Raw genomic sequence first — 16,916 nt, 5'->3', positions numbered from 1 at the left:
GCTGTAAAGGCAGGTCGTTCGGGGTCATCCTCCGCGCGCCCCGCCGACCCGGATGCCATTCCCGTGGCATCCAGAGGGCGAGAAGATCGCGGGGTGCCGCAACCCCCCGCGTTCGACCACACGGGCGACCAGAAATCGCAAGGAGGCGCGGTGAGCGACGCGGGCACGCAGCAGGACAAGGCCACTCTGACGGTAGGGGGCTCCACCGCCGAATTCCCGGTCCTGCGAGGCACCGACGGCGTCCCGAGCATCGACATCGCGTCGCTGACCAAGCAGACCGGGCACACCACGCTCGACTACGGCTTCGTCAACACGGCGTCGACGAAGTCCGACATCACCTACATCGACGGCGACCAGGGCATCCTCCGCTACCGCGGGTACCCCATCGAGCAGCTGGCGAAGAACAGCACCTACCTCGAGGTCGCCTGGCTGCTCATCTACGGCGAGCTTCCCTCGGCATCCGAGCTGGCGTCGTTCGACGAGCGCATCCGCCGTCACACGCTGCTGCACGAAGACCTCAAGAGCCTCTTCTCGGCACTGCCGCCGACGGCTCACCCCATGTCGGTGCTCTCGGCCGCGACCGCCGCCCTCTCGACGTATTACGAGTCGGAGTCCGACCCGCACAACCCCGAGCACGTCGAGCTCAACACCGTCCGCATGCTCGCCAAGCTCCCCGTGATCGCGGCGTACGCGCACAAGAAGAGCATCGGTCAGGCGTTCCTGTACCCCGACAACTCGCTGTCGTTCGTCGACAACTTCCTCAAGCTCAACTTCGGCGTGCACAGCGAGCCCTTCGAGGCCAACCCGGTCATGACGAAGGCCCTCGACCTGCTGCTGATGCTGCACGAGGACCACGAGCAGAACGCCTCGACCTCGACCGTGCGCCTGGTCGGCTCGACCGGAGCGAACCAGTTCGCGTCGATCTCCGCCGGCATCCAGGCGCTGTCCGGCCCCCTGCACGGTGGCGCGAACGAAGCCGTGCTGCAGATGCTCGCGCGCATCCGCGACTCGGGCGAGAGCGTCGAACGGTTCGTCGAGCGGGTGAAGAACAAGGAGCAGGGCGTCAAGCTCATGGGCTTCGGTCACCGCGTCTACAAGAACTACGACCCGCGCGCGAAGCTCGTCAAGGAGTCGGCCGACGAGGTGCTCACCGCGCTCGGAGTCAGCGACCCGCTTCTCGACCTCGCCAAGGAGCTCGAGCAGATCGCCCTCGAGGACGACTACTTCAAGGAGCGTCGCCTCTATCCGAACGTCGACTTCTACACCGGCGTGATCTACAAGGCGATGGGCTTCCCCACGCGCATGTTCACGGTGCTGTTCGCGATCGGCCGCCTGCCCGGCTGGCTCGCCCAGTGGCGCGAGGCGATCAACGACCCCCAGACGAAGATCGGCCGCCCGCAGCAGCTGTACACGGGTGCCGCCGAGCGCAACTACCCCGGAGTCTGATCCGGCCGGAAACGCCCCGTCCCTCTTGCGAGGGGCGGGGCGTTTCGCCGTGTGCGGCGGGGATGTGTCGCTGATTCTCCCCATGTCCCACTTTGTGCTGTCTGGGGTGCCGCCAGGGAGCCGTTTTTGGGACATGGTCTGCGCACATCGGGACATGGTCGGCGAGGGCGGTTCGCCCTGCATCCATGTCCCACTTTGTGCTGCCTGGGGCGCTGCCAGGTAGCCGTTTGTGGGACATGGTCTGCGCATATGGGGACATGGTGGGCGAGGGCGGTTGGACCTTCACCCATGTCCCACTTCGTGCTGCCCGGGGCGCTGCCAGGCAGCCGTTTGTGGGACATGGTCTGCGCAGATGGGGACAGGGGGAGCGCCGAAGAGAACGGATGCCACGTGGCCCCGCCGACGCCGATGACGCGACCAGTAGGGTCGGGGCATGCCGCGTCTGTTGGTCCGTCGTCCGTCGCCCCGCCTCGCCGAGGGCGAGCTCACCCACCTCGACCGCGTGCCGGTCGATGCCGATCTGGCCCTCGCGCAGTGGCGCGGGTACGTCGAGGCGTTCCGCACGCGCGGATGGGAGATCGTCGAGATCGATCCGGCCGACGATCAACCCGACGGCGTGTTCGTCGAGGATGCGGTGGTGATGTTCGGCGACCTCGCCGTGCTGTGTCGGGCCGGCGCGGTCTCGCGGCGGGGCGAGGCGGAGAGCGTGCGGGCCGGGGTCTCGGCATCCGGGATCGCCCTCGAAGAGATCGCGGAGCCCGGAACCCTCGACGGGGGCGACGTGCTCAAGGTGGGCCGGACCGTCTACGTGGGCGCGTCGTCGCGGACGAACGCCGAGGGCATCGCCCAGCTGCGGGCTCTGCTCGAGCCGCGCGGGTGGGAGGTGCGCGAGATCCCGGTCACCAAGGTGCTGCACCTGAAGTCGGGGGTGACGGCGCTTCCCGACGGCACGGTGGTCGGGTTCGAGCCGCTCGTCGACGATCCGTCGCTGTTCCCGGCGTTCGCGGGCGTCCCCGAAGAGCACGGCACCGCCGTGGTGGTGCTCGACGACGACACGGTGCTGATGTCGGCGGACGCCCCGGCGACGGCCGAGGAGCACCGGTTCCGCGGCCTCGACGTGGTGACGGTCGACGTCAGCGAGTTCGAGAAGCTCGAGGGCTGCGTGACCTGCCTGTCGGTGCGGGTGCGCGACTGAGGCTCGCGGAGACCGCTCACCCCCACGCGCGATCCGCGCGCATAAACGCGATCCGCGCGAAAAGCGTTCATGCGTGAATCGGAGCCCGGCCTCAGGCGTGCAGCGCCTCGTTCAGCGTCACGCCGACGCCGGCGCGAGCCGAGGCCTCGACGGCGCCGGTGAGCGAGTTGCGGCGGAACAGGATGCCGTCGCGACCCGACAGCTCGCCCGCCTTGACCGTCTCGTCGCCGACGCGCACCTTCGTGCCGGCGGTGACGTAGAGGCCGGCCTCGACGACGCAGTCGTCGCCGAGCGAGATGCCGATGCCGGCGTTCGCGCCCAGCAGGGTGCGGGAGCCGATCGAGACGCGGTGCGTGCCGCCGCCCGAGAGGGTGCCCATGATCGAGGCGCCGCCGCCGATGTCGGTGCCGTCGCCGATCACGACGCCCTGCGACACGCGGCCCTCGATCATCGAGGAGCCGAGGGTGCCGGCGTTGAAGTTGACGAAGCCCTCGTGCATGACGGTCGTGCCGGGGGAGAGGTGCGCGCCCAGGCGCACGCGCGAGGCGTCGGCGATGCGCACGCCCGCGGGCAGCACGTAGTCGGTGAGGCGCGGGAACTTGTCGAGACCCTGCAGCTGGATGCCGTGGCGCTTCAGCTGCGGCAGCAGGCGAGCGGCGTCGTCGGGGTGCACGGGGCCGGCGTTGGTCCACGCGACGTTGGGGAGGTGACCGAAGATGCCGTCGAGGTTGATCTCGTTGGGACGCACGAGCAGGTGCGACAGCGCGTGCAGGCGCAGGTAGGCATCGACGGTCGAGGTGGGCGCGGCATCCGCGTCGATCTCGAGGGTGACGGTCTCGACCACGACGCCGCGACGCTCGTCCGGACCGGCCGACGACTCCAGCGCCGCAGCCTCGGCGGCGAGGTCGCCCACGGCGCCCAGGCGGGGGCTCGGGAACCAGGCGTCGAGCACCGTTCCGGCGGTGGTCCGCGTCGAGAGTCCGGCAGCACTGATGCGTCGTTCGTTGCTCACCGCTCCAGGCTACCGGCGGCATCGCGTGTGAAAGGATCGGGGCATGGCCGCGCTCGATCTGACCTCCTCCTCCGTCGCCCTCACGCGGGCCATCTGCGACGTCCACAGCGAGTCGGGCGACGAGACGACCCTGGCCGACGCGATCGAGGCCGCGGTGTCGGCGTATCCCCACCTCGAGGTCCTCCGCGACGGCGACACGATCGTCGCCCGCACGAACCTCGGGCGCGAGCGCCGCGTCGTGATCGCCGGGCACATCGACACCGTTCCGATCAACGCCAACCTGCCCGTGCAAGACCGCGAGATCGACGGCGAGGCGTTCCTCTGGGGTCGCGGCACCGTCGACATGAAGGCCGGTGTGGCCGTGCAGCTCAAGCTCGCGGCCGAGCTCTCGGCACCCCCGGTCGACATCACGTGGATGTGGTACGACCACGAAGAGGTCGACTCCTCGCTCAACGGCCTCGGTCGCCTCTCGCGCAACCGTCCCGACCTGTTCGTCGGAGACTTCGCGATCCTCGGCGAGCCGAGCAACGGCGAGGTCGAGGGCGGCTGCAACGGCACCCTGCGCGCGCTCGTGCGCACCGACGGCGTGCGCGCGCACAGCGCCCGTTCGTGGATCGGCGAGAACGCGATCCACAAGGCAGCGCCCATCCTCGCCCGCCTGGCCGAGTACCGCGCGCGCGAGATCGAGGTCGAAGGCCTGGTCTACCGCGAGGGACTCAATGCCGTGCGCATCTCGGGCGGGGTCGCGGGCAACGTCATCCCCGACGCGTGCGAGGTCGAGGTCAACTACCGCTTCGCGCCCAGCCGCGACGCCGCGGGCGCCGAACGGGTCGTGCGCGATGTGTTCACCGGCTTCGAGGTCGAGATCGTCGATGTGGCCGAGGGCGCGCGTCCGGGGCTCGACGCGGCTCTGGCGAAGGAGTTCGTGGATGCCGTGGGCGCCACGCCCAAACCGAAATACGGCTGGACCGACGTGGCCCGGTTCTCGGCCCTCGGCATCCCGGCCGTCAATTACGGCCCCGGCGACCCGCACCTCGCCCACCACGACGAGGAGCGCGTTCCGCTCGCCCAGATCGACGCCGTCGAGAGCGGCCTCCGCGCCTGGCTGAGCGGGTCGTGACCGCCGAGGCCACGGCATCCGCTCCCGTCCGTCGATGGGAGCGACTGCCCGTGGCGGCGCGCATCGCGATCGTCTACGTCGCGGCGCGCCTGGTGACCACCGGCTTCTTCGTGCTCGCCTCGGCGCTGTCGGGTCCGGGCTCGCGGTACGGCATCGCGCCTTCTCTCGGTGAGCTCTCGCTCGGCTGGGACGCGCAGTGGTATTGGCTGGCTGCGGTGTCGGGATATCCGTCCGACCTGCCCATCACCACGACCGGCCACGTCGCCGAGAACGCCTGGGCGTTCATGCCGCTGTACGCCTACCTCGCGGCGGGCCTCGGAACCCTGCTCGGGTCGTGGGGCGCGGGCGCCGTCGCCATCTCGCTCGCCTCGGGCTACGGCGCGTGCGTCGTGCTGCACGCGTTGCTGCGCGATCGCATCGGCGGGGCGGCGGCGATGTGGGCCGTGGTGTTCTTCGCCTGCGGGCCGCTGGCGGCGATGTTCCAGGTGGGCTACGCCGAGGCGCTGTTCCTCTTCCTTCTCTTCGCGGCTCTGTGGTGCGTCCAGCGGCGCCGCTGGGGCTGGCTGTACCTTCTCGTTCCCGCGATGGGATTCACCCGCCCCGGGATCCTCGCGTTCGCGCTGTTCCTCGGGCTCTACGGCATCCACCGCTTCCTCCGCCGCCGTACTGATGTCCTGCCGACGCGCGAGATCGCGCACATCGTGGCTCTGGGCGCCGTCGCGACGGTCGTCGGTTTCGCGTGGCAGACGATCGCGGCGGTCGTTACCGGACAGCCGGGGGCGTACCTCTCGACTGAGCTGGCGTGGCGCCGCAACTGGATCCCCGGCGACAGCGGCACCTTCGTCCCCGTCGAGGGGTGGGTGCAGGCGGCCGGCTTCTGGTTCACGCAGTGGGGACTCGGCCCCGTGGCGGGCTACGTCTTCCTCGCGCTGCTGGTGACCGCGGTCGTCCTCGCGCTCGTCACGCTGCCGCAGGTGAAGGCCCTCGGCATCGAGGTGCGGCTGTGGTCGGCGAGCTACCTCGTCTACCTCCTGCTGGTGTTCTTCCCGCAGTCGAGCATCTTCCGCCTGCTACTGCCGGTGTCACCGCTGGTCGGAGCCCTCGCCGTTCCGCGCTCCCGCGCGTGGCGCGTCGGCGTGCTCGCGGCGGCGCTGCTGGGGCAGTGGTGGTGGATCTACAACATGTACGCCTTGGGCAACACGTACTGGCAGATCCCCTGACGCGCATCGCCCTGTGCGTTACCCGATAAACTGAGTGCAAGACCAACGAGGAAAAGGGGGCCGCGATGGCAGCCATGAAGCCGCGTACCGGCGACGGACCGATGGAGGCCGTGAAGGAGGGCCGGTTGATCATCGTGCGCGTGCCGCTCGAGGGCGGTGGGCGACTCGTCGTCTCGGTGAATGACGCCGAAGCGAAAGAGCTCTACGACGTGCTCGGTGGTGTCGTCTCCGCCTGACGATCATCCGTTCGCCAAGGCCGGTCCCCTCGGGGGCCGGCCTTCGTCGTTCCCGGCGCAACCCAGATCCCTGAGCTTGTCGAAGGGCCCGGCGCAACCCAGGTCCCTGAGCTTGTCGAAGGGCCCGGCGCAACCCAGGTCCCTGAGCTTGTCGAAGGGCCCGGCGCAACCCAGGTCCCTGAGCCTGTCGAAGGGCCCGGTACCCGACGCAACCCAGGTCCCTGAGCCTGTCGAAGGGCCCGGTACCCGACGGGACGCCTCGGCCGGGCCGGGGGTCGGAAGACGCAAAATCCGGATGCCATGGCATCCGGAACCATCACACCTCGCTGGGGCGCGTGGTGAGCTGCAAGAGGCCTTCGCCGGTGGTCGACAGGGCGCCGATGACCGCGGGGGAGGACTGCACCTCTTGGATGAGCGAGCGGTAGGCCGTGGTGATCGCGTCGCGACGCACCGGGTCGGCGACCGCGCCGTGCGACAGGACGCGCGGGATGAGCACGGTTCCGCCGGCGCGCACGAGACGCAGGCCGTGCTCGACGTACTCGATGACGCCCTCGGGGTCGGCGTCGATGAAGACGATGTCGTACGACGCCTCGTTCATGCGAGGGAGGACATCGGATGCCCGGCCGGTGATGAATCGTGCGCGAGCAGGGGCGATGCGCGCATCGGCGAAAGCCTGACGGGCGGCGCCGAGGTGCTCGGGCTCGCTGTCGATCGTCGTGATCGTGGCGCGCGGCGAGCCGTGCATGAGCCACAGGCCCGAGACACCGCCGCCGGTGCCGACCTCGACGATGTTGAGGGCACGCGATGCCGCCGACAGCACGGCCGTCTGCGCGCCGATCGCGGGGCTGATGGGCGCAGCGCCGAGCTCGAGTGCGTGGGCCCGGGCGCGAGCGATGTGCTCGGGCTCGACCGTCGACTCTTGCACGAACCGCTCGTTCGCCTCATGACCGCTCACGTGGACCTCCTTCTCTCAGGCTAGACGGCCGGGGGTGCCTCGACCTCCAGGCGCGGCCGGTAATCTGGACGCATGTTCTTCGGCCTCACGATCGAGAAGCTGATGCTGATCGGCGTGATCGCCGCCCTGCTCGTCGGCCCCGAGCGACTTCCGCGGTACGCCGAGGCGCTCGCGAAGTTCACCAAGCGCGCGAAAGAGACCCTGCAGGGTGCCCGCACGCGCATGCGCGACGAGATGGGCCCCGAGTTCGACGACGTCGACTGGAAGAAGCTCGACCCGCGCCAGTACGACCCGCGCCGCATCATCCGCGAGGCGCTGCTCGACGACACCCCCACCGCGACCATGCGCGCGGCCGGTGCCGCCGCCCTCGCGGCCCGCGAGAAGCCCGACACGACGCCGTTCGTGGCCGGCGAGCGCCCCCCGTTCGACGACGAAGCCACCTGACGCGGGGGGGTTGCGGTGGCGGAGGTCCCTGAGCTTGTCGAAGGGACCGGGCCTGCGGGGGGCTCCGGTGGAGGAGGTCCCTGAGCCTGTCGAAGGGACCGGGCCTGCGCGCGGGTTGCGGTGGCTTCGACAGGCTCAGCCACCTGGGTTGCGGAGGTCCCTGAGCTTGTCGAAGGGACCGGGCGTGCGCGGGGCGTCGGTGGCTTCGACAGGCTCAGCCACCTTGTGCCGGGTCTGCGCGGGTTGCGGTGGCTTCGACAAGCTCAGCCACCTTGTGCCGGGTCTGCGCGCGGGTTGCGGTGGCTTCGACAGGCTCAGCCACCTTATGCCGGGCCTGCGCGCGGGTTGCGGTGGCTTCGACAGGCTCAGTCACCTGGGTTGCGGAGGTCCCTGAGCTTGTCGAAGGGACCGGGCGTGCGCGGGGCGTCGACGGCTTCGACAAGCTCAGCCGCCTTGTGCCGGGCCTGCGCGGGTTGCGGTGGCTTCGACAGGCTCAGCCACCTTATGCCGGGGCTGCGCGGAGCTCCGGTGACTTCGACAGGCTCAGCCACCTGACGACCCAGCCTTTCGGGCGGCGCGTCAGACGTTCAGACGAAGCGGCTTGCCCGAAAGACCGCGGGGACGCACGGCCAGCGCGGCCGCGGCGGCGTCGATCGCGCGGGCGGCCGGGTCGTCGGGATCGGCGAGCACGACCGGGCGGCCGTCGTCGCCACCGGTGCGCAGCGCGGTGCTGAGGGGCACGGATGCCAGCAGCGGCACCTCGACGCCTTCGCTCGAGAGCGCGCGGGCCACCTCTGCTCCGCCGCCGGAGCCGAACAGGTCGAGGACGGTCCCGTCCGGGAGGGTCAGCGCGGCCATGTTCTCGATGACGCCGATGGGGCGCTGCCCGGTCTGACGGGCGACGAGTCCCGAGCGCACGGCGACCTCGGCCGCCGCGGCCTGGGGCGTGGTGACGACGAGCACATCGGCGTGGGGGAGCAGCTGGCCCACCGAGATCGCGACGTCCCCGGTGCCGGGCGGCATGTCGAGCAGCAGCACGTCGAGGTCGCCGAAGAACACGTCGGTGAGGAACTGCTGCACGGTGCGGTGCAGCATGGGTCCGCGCCACGCGACCGCTCCGGCCGCTTCTTCACCGGGTCGGCGCAGGAACATCCCGATCGAGATGACCTTCACGCCGTAGGCGACCGGCGGGAGGATCAGGTCGTCTAGCTTGGTCGGCGCGGGCGGCAGCCCGTCGGCGTCGACGAGGCCGAGCAGACCCGGGATCGAGAACCCGTGCACGTCGGCGTCGATCAGACCCACGCGCAGCCCGCGGGCGGCGAGGGCGACGGCGAGGTTCGCGGTGACGGTCGACTTGCCGACCCCGCCCTTGCCGCTGGTCACGGCGATCACGCGGGTGAGCGAGTCGGGGCCGAAGGGCATCTCGCGCTTCGCCCGTCCGCCGCGGAGCTTCTCGGTCAGCGCCTTGCGCTCGTCGGGTGACATCACACCGACCCGTACGTCGACCGCGTCGATGCCGTCGACCGACGCCGCGGCATCCGCCACGTCTCTTTCGATGCGGTCGGCGGCCGGGCATCCGACGATCGTCAGGGCGATGCCCACCTCGGCCGTGGTGCCCGAGACGGTGATCTCGCGCAACATGTCGAGCTCGCCGAGCGGACGCCGCAGCTCCGGATCGGTGACCGCCGCGACGGCGGAACGCACCCGCTCGGTGAGGTCGATGCTCACGAGCCGGGCCGCGCGGGCTCGGAGTGCGTGCCCCGGCGGAGGTCTCCGCGCCCGGCTTCCGCGCGTCCGGACTCCGCCCGCGGGGCGTCGTCGTCGGCGTCGAGACGCTCGAGCGCGGCCCGGAGTTCGGCGCGCAGCGAGTCCTTCGTGATGACCTCGTCGGTCAGATCGCGCACGGCCATGCGCAGCGCCACGATCTCGCGGGCCAGGTACTCGGTGTCGGCGAGGTTGCGCTCGGCGCGCTGACGGTCCTGCTCGATCTGCACGCGGTCGCGGTCGTCCTGACGGTTCTGCGCGAGCAGGATCAGGGGAGCGGCATACGACGCCTGCAGAGAGAGCACGAGGGTCAGGGCGGTGAAGCCGATCGCGGCGGAGTCGAAGCGCAACTCGTCGGGGGCCAGCGAGTTCCACCCCATCCACACCACGCAGAACAGCGTCAGCGACAGCAGGAAGGTGGGCGTGCCCATCGCGCGGGCCACCCACTCGGTGAAGCGGCCGAAGCGGTCACGAGAGGGCTGCGGCGCCCGCGGGGCGAGCACGCCGGTGCGGCCGCGGGGCGCATCGAGGGCGGGGGTGCGGTTGTTGCGTGCCATCAGCGCCTCCTCGGGGTCTGGGGGATCTGGGTCGGAATGCTCGACGTGTGCGTGGGTCTGATCGTCGCCTTGGGTTTCGGATCATCGCTGTCGTGCGTGCGCCAGTCGTCGGGCAGCAGGTAGTCGAGCACGTCGTCGACGCTCACGCAGCCGACGAGGCGGTGCGCCTGATCGACGACCGGCAGCGACACGAGGTTGTAGCTCGCGAGCAGGCGCGCGACCTCGGCCGCGGTGGCGTCGGCGGGCACGGGCTCGAGGGTGTCGTCGATGATCGCGCCGAGACGCTCGTGCGGGGGATAGCGCAGCATCCGCTGGAAGTGCACGGTGCCCAGCAGGCGCCCGGTGGGCGTCTCGTACGGCGGGAGGGTGATGAACACGGATGCCGCGAGCGCGGGGTGCAGCTCGTGCCGGCGGATCAGCGCGAGGGCCTCGGCCACCGTGGCATCGGCCGACAGCACGATGGGCTCCGGCGTCATGAGGCCACCGGCGGTGTCGGGGCCGTACTGCAGCAGGGCGCGCACGTCGTCGGCCTCTTCGGGCTCCATGAGCTCGAGCAGTTGCTCGGAACGCGACTCGGGCAGCTGACCGAGAAGGTCGGCCGCGTCGTCGGGCTCCATGGCGTCGAGGATGTCGGCGGCGCGCTCGTCGCCGAGCTGCTCGAGGATGTGCACCTGCTCGTCTTCGGGCATCTCTTCGAGGGCGTCGGCGAGGCGGTCGTCGCTGAGCTCTTCGGCGACCTCGATGAGGCGCTCTTCGGGTAGATCGAGCAGGGTGTTCGCGAGGTCGGCCGGCTTGAGCTCGGAGTAGGTCGCCACCAGCTGCTCGGCCGACTGGGCCTCACCGGGGGCCTGGTTCTCGCGCACCTCGGTCCACGCGGCGAAGGTCGTCGCGCCCTTGGCGAAGGGCGACGCGCTCGTGCGGGGGCGGCGCAGGAACAGCTGCCCCACGTCCCACTCGCCGAGGCGGTTGCGCTCGATCGCGACGTCTTCGATGACCGCGGTGCCCGAGCCGTCGACGAGGCGCACGCGGCGACCGAGCATCTCGGCCATCACCCGCACCTCACCGCCGCGCTGCTGGAAGCGGCGCACGTTGATGAGGCCCGTCGTGATGACTTGGCCCGACTGGATCGAGGTGACGCGTCCGATGGACACGAACACATGTCGACGGCCGGGGATCTCGACGACGAGGCCCACGACGCGCGGCGCCGCCGACGCGCGGTAGATCACCACGACGTCGCGCACCTTGCCCAGACGGTCTCCCGCTGGGTCGAACACCGTGCAGCCCGCCAAGCGGGCGACGAAAACCCTCTGCGTGCTCACCGGTACAGCGTAGTCCGCGCCTCGTCCGCAACACCTCGGGAACGGTCAGGCGCGCGTGACAGGATGGTGAAATGAGTATGTTCGCGCAGCGTCCGGGTGCCGGACGCGACGAGGTCGGCGACAAGATCGCCTCGTTCCCCACCTACGAGCAGGCGCAGAAGGCGGTCTCGTCGCTGATCGCCGGCGAGGTGCCCGCGCGCGACATCGTGATCGTCGGATCGGGCCTGCGCTCGATCGAACGCATCACCGGCAAGCTCGGCTACGCCACCGCCGCCCGCTCGGGTGCGCTCAACGGCCTCATGCTCGGTCTGCTCTTCGCCTTCATCTTCGTGCTGGGCACGCCCACGGTGCAGATCTCGGCCTTCATCGGCGTGCTGCTCGTCGGCATGGCGCTCGGCATGCTGCTGAGCCTCGGTACGTACTCGATCGTGCGCCGCCGCCGCGACTTCGCTTCGGTCATGCAGGTCGCCGCCGACCACTACGACGTGTGCGTCGCGTCCAGCAGCGCGCAGAAGGCCCGCGGGATCGTCGGGCCGACCGGCGCGGGTCAGCGCACCGTGGTCTCGCGTCCGACGTCGACGGATGCCGCTCCGCCCCAGTACGGCGAGCGCGTGACCCCCGGCTCGCATGCCCCGTCGGCTCCTCCGCGTCCGCCCGTGCCCTCGTCGACACCCGTGCCCTCGTCGACGCCCGCGCGCGACGACGAGCCCCCGCGCTACGGCGAGCGGATCTCGCCCAAGCCCCCGGTGACGCAGTCGCGCCCGAGCGAGCCGCGGGCTGATGAGCCGCGTGCGGATGAGCCGCGGGCCGAAGAGCCGCGGGCCGATGAGTCGCACGGCGAGCAGCTCCGTGAGGCCGCACCCGACGGCTCCCACCCGACCGAGCGGTGAGTTCCGAGGCCGCTCCGGTCACAGAGCCTGTCCGCATCCCCGTCGCCCTGCCCGCCGGGGCGACGGAGGTGTCGGGCCTGTGGTCAGTGGCATCCGGAACCGATGCCGTGGTCGCCCTCGCCCACGGTGCCGGTGCGGGCATGAACCACCCGTTCCTCGCGGGGCTCGCCGATGCGCTGGCCGCCTCGGGAGTCTCGGTGCTGCGCTTCGTCTTCCCCTACGTCGAGGCGGGGAGACGCATGCCCGGCCCCGCGCCGCACGCCGTGGCGACGTGGGCCGGCGTCGAGGCCTGGCTCGCCTCGACCGCCCCGGGGCCGTACGCGGCCGTGGGCAAGTCGTACGGCGGGCGCATGGCGTCCGTCGCCGCGGCGGAGGGCGTGATCGCCCCCGCCGGTCTCGCCTACCTCGGGTACCCGCTTCACCCGCCCGGGCGGCCCGACAAGCCGCGCCGCGAGCATCTGCCCGCCATCGCCGTTCCGCAGCTGTTCGTCGAGGGCGAGAACGACCCGTTCATCGATCCGCGCGCGCAGTTCGATGAGGTCGTGACCTCGTGCCAGAACGCGACGGTGCACTGGATCGCCGGCGGCAACCACTCGTTCGAGGTGAAGGGTGCGCGGCGGCCCGCCGACGAGATCGGCGCGGCGCTCGCTCCGGTGGTCGCGGAGTTCGCGCGCTCGCTCTGACGCTGTGGGCGTCGGGGAGCCGCCGCGGCGGGCGTAACGCAGGAGTTTCGGCGTCGGTGCGGTGCACGACTCCTGCAGTTCCGCGCCGGGGAGGCCGCGGAGGCCGCGGGTGCGTCGAAATCTCCGGAGTTGTGTCCGGGTCGCGGCGTCCCTGCCGGGTGCCGGGGAGGATCGCAGCTGCAGGCGTCAGTGCCCCGCCGCGTAGCCGAGCGCCCCGCGGAAGTCTCGCCGGCGTGAACGCAACGCAGGAGATTCGGCGCCGGCGCGGTGCACAACTCCTGCAATTCCGTGGCGGAGAAGGCGCGGACGCCGCTGGTGCGCCGGAATCTCCGGAGTTGTGTCCGGGGAGCGTCGCCCCTGTGGGCCGCGTCGCCCCGTCCGCCCGGCTCTGCCACTGACGCCGTCCGGCGCCGCGCCGCGTCGCCCCCGTCCGGCGCCGCGTCGCGTCGCGCCCCTCCGCCGCAGAGTCCCCCCGCCGCGTCCGCGCCCCGCCGCGTCAGCGGCCGGCCGCGTAGCCCTGCGCCCCGCGGGGGTTCGCCGCGGCCCACAGCGCGCCGTCGGCTCCGCGTCCTACGGCGGTGACACGGCCGAGGGCCCAGTCGCCCGCCCGGCGCACGCGATGCCCGCGCTCCTCGAGAGCCTCGATGACCTGCTCGCCCAGCCGGTCCTCGACGGCCACCCCGGCGGGCACCCACGTGCGCGGCCAGAACGAGTCGATGAGCGCGGTGATGTTGAGGTTCGGCGCGTCGATAGCCTGCTGCGCGCTGTATTCGCCGACGAGCATGCGCAGCAGCACCGTCAGCTGCCACTGGTCCTGCTGGTCGCCGCCGGGGGAGCCGATCGCGATCACCTCGTCGCCGCGCGACACCAGCGTCGGGGTCAGCGTGGTGCGCGGGCGGCTGCCGGGAGTGAGCGATGCCGGGTGCCCCGGCACGAGCCACGTGGCCTGCAGGCGCGTTCCCAGGCAGAAGCCCAGTGACGGCACGGTCGGCGACGACTGCAGCCAGCCGCCCGACGGGGTCGCCGACACGACGTTGCCCCAGCGGTCGATCACGTCGAGGTGGCACGTGTCGCCGCGGGTCTGCCCTGATCGGTCGACCGTGGGCTCTCCGGTCGAGCCGTCGGTGCTGGCGTGGTCGGTGCGCAGCGGCGGGAGCACCGGGTCGCGGCCTTCGGGGGATCCCGGATGCCACCCGGCCGAAGCCTCGCGCCCGATCAAGGTCCGCCGGGCGGCGATGTAGTCGTCGGCGAGCAGCGCGTCGATGTCGACGGCTCCGCCCGCGTCGCCGAACCACGCGTCGCGATCGGCGTAGGCGAGCTTCTGCGCCTCGAGCAGCAGGTGCGCGCCCTCGACCGACGACGGGTCGAGGTCGTCGGCGTCCTCGATCAGCCGAAGAGTGTGCAGCAGAGCGGGTCCCTGGGTCCAGGTTCCGGCCTTGAAGACGTCCCATCCGCGGAAACTCGTCGACACGGCGGGCTCGAACGACGCCCGCCAGGTAGCCAGATCGTCGGCATTCAGGATGCCGGGATGATCGGCGCCGTCGGCGTGCCGGTGCGGCTGCGCGGTGAAGGCCGCGGCCTCCGGCAGCACCGTCGTCATCCAGTGCTCACGGGCCGCGTCGATCCGCGCGGCACGGTCGTCGCGTAGCGCGCGCTCGCGCTGCGCGGGTTCCGTCTGCGCGCGATCCGCCAGCGCCCGGTCCGCCTGCCCCCGGTCCGCCTGCGCGTCGCTGCCCAGCACCCGGTCCGTCGGCGCGTGATCCGTCTGCGCTCGGTCGTCGCCCCGCGCCCGCTCCGCCTGCTCCCGGTCCCATTGCGCTCGGTCCGCCTGCGCGTCGCCGCCCCGCGCCCAGTCCGCCTGCGCGTCGCCGCCCCGTGCCCGGCCCGCCGGCGAATCATCCGCCTGCGCGTGATCCGCCCGCGCCCACTCGCCCCGCGCCCCCGCCGCGACGAGTCCGTCGAGCACGTCGGCGTACGCCGGGTTGCGCACCAGCGAGTCCGTGGCGGGAGGCATGCCTTCCGGCATCCATCGCTCTGCCGAGGTCGGCCAGTGGTCGCGGAACAGCTCGGCGACCCGGGCGATCGTCGCCGCCGCCCCCGCCACGAGCGGGTGCCCGTCGCGGGCGTATCCGGTCGCGTAGGCGAGCACGTCGGCGAGCTCCCAGGTGCCGTGATCGCGGAGCAGCAGGAGCCACGCGTCGACGGCTCCCGGCACGGCGGCGGCGAGACCTCCCGCTCCGGGCACGAGGTCGAGGCCACGGCCGCGGAAGTGCTCGATCGTCGCGCGCGCCGGCGCCGGGCCCTGGCCCATGAGCACGACGGGTTCCGCCGCGCCCGCGGGCCGGATGAGGGCGACGAGGTCGCCCCCGGGGCCGTTCAGGTGCGGCTCGATGACGTGCAGCACGAACGCCGCGGCGACCGCCGCATCGAACGCGTTGCCGCCGCGCTCGAGCACGGACTGCGCCGTGGCGGTCGCCGTCCAGTGCGTCGAGGCCGACATGCCGAACGTGCCCCGCAGGGTCGGCCGGGTGGTGAACGATGCCGCCGGCGCGAACGTCATCGCTTGAGCCGGGCGATCCACTCCTCGACCTCGTCGGCCGTGCGCGGAATGCCGGCCGAGAGGTTGACGGGTCCGTCGGCGGTCATCACGATGTCGTCCTCGATGCGCGCACCGATGCCGCGGTACTCCTCGGGAACCGTGAGGTCGTCGATCTGGAAGTACAGGCCGGGCTCGATCGTGAAGACCATGCCGGGCTCGAGCAGTCCGTCGTAGTACATGTCTCGCCGCGCCTGTGCGCAGTCGTGCACGTCGATGCCGAGGTGGTGGCTCGTGCCGTGCACCATGTAGCGGCGGTGCTGGCCGCCGTTGTCGGCGTCGAGCGCCTCTTCGGCGGTGACGGGCAGCAGACCCCACTCGGCGACGCGCGCGGCGATGACCTCCATCGCGGCCTCGTGCAGGCGGCGGAACGGCACGCCCACCTTTGCCGCGGCGAACGAGGCGTCGGCCGCCTCGCGCACGGTCTCGTAGATGCGGCGCTGGATGTCGGTGAAGGTGCCCGACACCGGCAGCGTGCGGGTGATGTCGGCGGTGTAGAGGCTGTCGACCTCGACGCCCGCGTCGAGCAGGATCAGATCGCCCGGCTTGACGGGTCCGTCGTTGCGCGTCCAGTGCAGGTAGCAGGCGTGCGGGCCCGAGGCGGCGATGGTGTCGTAGCCGACGCTGTTGCCGTCGCTGCGCGCGCGCTGGTGGAACACGCCCTCGACGATGCGCTCACCGCGCGGGTGCTCGATGATGCGGGGGAGCTCGGCGATCACGTCGTCGAATCCACGGCCGGTGACCTCGACGGCGAGGGCCATCTGAGCCAGCTCGTACTCGTCCTTCACCAGGCGCAGCTCCGAGACGAAGCGCGTCAGCTGGTCGTCTTCGCCGACGGTGCGGTCGTCGTCGCCGGCGGTGAAGTCCGACAGGTGTGCGGTGGCCAGGCCCAGGTCGGCGGCCACGCCGTCGAGCGCGGGGCGCGGACCGATCCAGAACTCGCCGATCGAGGCATCCGAGTAGAACTCCGACGTCGTGCGGTCGGCACGCTCGCGGAAGTACAGCACGGCCTCGTGTCCCTCGTCGCGCGGCTCGAAGACGAGCAGGGCGTCGGGCTCGGCGTCACTGCCCCAGCCGGTGAGGTGCGAGAAGGCCGAGTGGGCGCGGAAGGGGTAGTCGCAGTCGTTGCTGCGCTGCTTCAGGCCGCCCGCGGGGATCACGAGACGCTGGCCGGGGAAAGCCGCCGAGACCTTCGCGCGTCGGCGCGCCGTCCACGACGCCTGCTCGCGCGGCTCCGAGAGGGCGGCGGGGTGCTCGGCCCAGCCGGTCGAGATCGTGTCGAGGAAGCCGCGGGGGAACGGCGCCTTGCGATTGCTGGGGGCGTCGAGCTTCTGCTCTTCGGCCTGGGGCTCGGCGGTCGTGGCGTCGGCGGTCTGCGTGGCGGTGTCGGTGGAGGAGGGGGCGTCCATCGTTCCAGTCTCGCACCGCCGCGCGCGTTGTGCACGGATGCGCGGCCGTGGTGAGAACGCGGCGCCGGGC

General features: G+C 71.6%; 15 protein-coding genes. 8 read left to right on the top strand and 7 right to left on the bottom strand.

What is annotated here, in order from left to right:
- Positions 1-150: 150 nt before the first annotated feature.
- Both LPW41_RS11190 and ddaH read left to right on the top strand, forming a co-directional pair.
- Positions 151-1,446 carry a citrate synthase gene (locus tag LPW41_RS11190; protein WP_144835339.1) on the top strand — a complete coding sequence of 432 codons (1,296 nt, stop codon included), beginning with the start codon at positions 151-153 and terminating at the stop codon, positions 1,444-1,446.
- Between the two features lie 433 nt (positions 1,447-1,879).
- Positions 1,880-2,641, top strand: a complete 762-nt coding sequence (gene ddaH / locus LPW41_RS11185) for a dimethylargininase (protein WP_144835161.1) — start codon at positions 1,880-1,882, stop codon at positions 2,639-2,641.
- Positions 2,642-2,732: 91 nt separating this feature from the next.
- On the opposite strand, the gene dapD is transcribed toward ddaH, so the two are convergent.
- Positions 2,733-3,653 carry a 2,3,4,5-tetrahydropyridine-2,6-dicarboxylate N-succinyltransferase gene (dapD, locus tag LPW41_RS11180; RefSeq protein ID WP_230704847.1) on the bottom strand — a complete coding sequence of 307 codons (921 nt, stop codon included), beginning with the start codon at positions 3,651-3,653 and terminating at the stop codon, positions 2,733-2,735.
- 43 nt (positions 3,654-3,696) lie between these two features.
- On the opposite strand from dapD, the gene dapE reads away from it, so the two are divergent.
- The 3 genes from dapE (at position 3,697) to LPW41_RS11165 (ending at position 6,229) form a co-directional block, all read left to right on the top strand.
- Positions 3,697-4,773, top strand: a complete 1,077-nt coding sequence (gene dapE / locus LPW41_RS11175; protein WP_230704846.1) for a succinyl-diaminopimelate desuccinylase — start codon at positions 3,697-3,699, stop codon at positions 4,771-4,773.
- The gene (locus LPW41_RS11170; protein WP_230704845.1) at positions 4,770-5,993 is read left to right on the top strand and encodes a hypothetical protein; all 1,224 of its coding nucleotides are present in this window, start codon (positions 4,770-4,772) and stop codon (positions 5,991-5,993) included. The genes dapE and LPW41_RS11170 overlap by 4 nt, the downstream gene beginning before the upstream one ends.
- Before the next feature lie 65 nt (positions 5,994-6,058).
- A complete protein-coding gene (locus tag LPW41_RS11165) occupies positions 6,059-6,229 on the top strand; it encodes a DUF3117 domain-containing protein (RefSeq protein WP_144835152.1) in 171 nt (56 codons plus the stop codon).
- A 316-nt stretch (positions 6,230-6,545) separates the two neighbouring features.
- Here the strand turns inward: LPW41_RS11165 and LPW41_RS11160 are convergent, their stop codons facing one another.
- Complete coding sequence (locus tag LPW41_RS11160; RefSeq protein ID WP_154096380.1) at positions 6,546-7,184, bottom strand: O-methyltransferase; 639 nt, start codon at positions 7,182-7,184, stop codon at positions 6,546-6,548.
- Positions 7,185-7,256: 72 nt separating this feature from the next.
- Between LPW41_RS11160 and LPW41_RS11155 the strand changes: the two genes are divergently transcribed.
- Positions 7,257-7,628 (top strand): Sec-independent protein translocase TatB, encoded by a 372-nt coding sequence (locus LPW41_RS11155; protein ID WP_144835148.1) that lies wholly within the window; start codon positions 7,257-7,259, stop codon positions 7,626-7,628.
- Between the two features lie 579 nt (positions 7,629-8,207).
- Here the strand turns inward: LPW41_RS11155 and LPW41_RS11150 are convergent.
- The 3 genes from LPW41_RS11150 to LPW41_RS11140 are packed head-to-tail and all read right to left on the bottom strand — an operon-like array spanning position 8,208 to position 11,268.
- Positions 8,208-9,356 carry an Mrp/NBP35 family ATP-binding protein gene (locus LPW41_RS11150; RefSeq protein ID WP_230704844.1) on the bottom strand — a complete coding sequence of 383 codons (1,149 nt, stop codon included), beginning with the start codon at positions 9,354-9,356 and terminating at the stop codon, positions 8,208-8,210.
- A complete protein-coding gene (locus tag LPW41_RS11145; protein ID WP_230704843.1) occupies positions 9,353-9,949 on the bottom strand; it encodes a DUF1003 domain-containing protein in 597 nt (198 codons plus the stop codon). The genes LPW41_RS11150 and LPW41_RS11145 overlap by 4 nt, the downstream gene beginning before the upstream one ends.
- A complete protein-coding gene (locus LPW41_RS11140) occupies positions 9,949-11,268 on the bottom strand; it encodes a magnesium transporter (protein ID WP_230704842.1) in 1,320 nt (439 codons plus the stop codon). The genes LPW41_RS11145 and LPW41_RS11140 overlap by 1 nt, the downstream gene beginning before the upstream one ends.
- A gap of 71 nt (positions 11,269-11,339) precedes the next feature.
- Here LPW41_RS11140 and LPW41_RS11135 point away from each other — a divergent pair, with 71 nt between their 5' ends.
- The gene (locus LPW41_RS11135) at positions 11,340-12,158 is read left to right on the top strand and encodes a general stress protein (protein WP_230704841.1); all 819 of its coding nucleotides are present in this window, start codon (positions 11,340-11,342) and stop codon (positions 12,156-12,158) included.
- Positions 12,159-12,226: 68 nt separating this feature from the next.
- Complete coding sequence (locus tag LPW41_RS11130; RefSeq protein WP_230704943.1) at positions 12,227-12,841, top strand: alpha/beta family hydrolase; 615 nt, start codon at positions 12,227-12,229, stop codon at positions 12,839-12,841.
- 496 nt (positions 12,842-13,337) lie between these two features.
- On the opposite strand, the gene LPW41_RS11125 is transcribed toward LPW41_RS11130, so the two are convergent.
- Together LPW41_RS11125 and LPW41_RS11120 are read right to left on the bottom strand one after the other, a co-directional pair.
- Entirely contained in the window at positions 13,338-15,401 is a 2,064-nt protein-coding gene (locus tag LPW41_RS11125; protein ID WP_230704840.1) for a gamma-glutamyltransferase, read from the bottom strand.
- Entirely contained in the window at positions 15,398-16,846 is a 1,449-nt protein-coding gene (locus LPW41_RS11120; protein ID WP_230704839.1) for an aminopeptidase P family protein, read from the bottom strand. Before LPW41_RS11120 ends, LPW41_RS11125 begins: the two co-directional genes overlap by 4 nt.
- Positions 16,847-16,916 lie beyond the last annotated feature (70 nt).

It is taken from the genome of Microbacterium sp. JC 701 (genome assembly GCF_021026215.1).
Classification (GTDB): Bacteria; Actinomycetota; Actinomycetes; order Actinomycetales; family Microbacteriaceae; genus Microbacterium; species Microbacterium algihabitans.
Note: the sequence above shows the minus strand (reverse complement) of the source record. Positions and strands in the feature narration are given on the sequence as shown.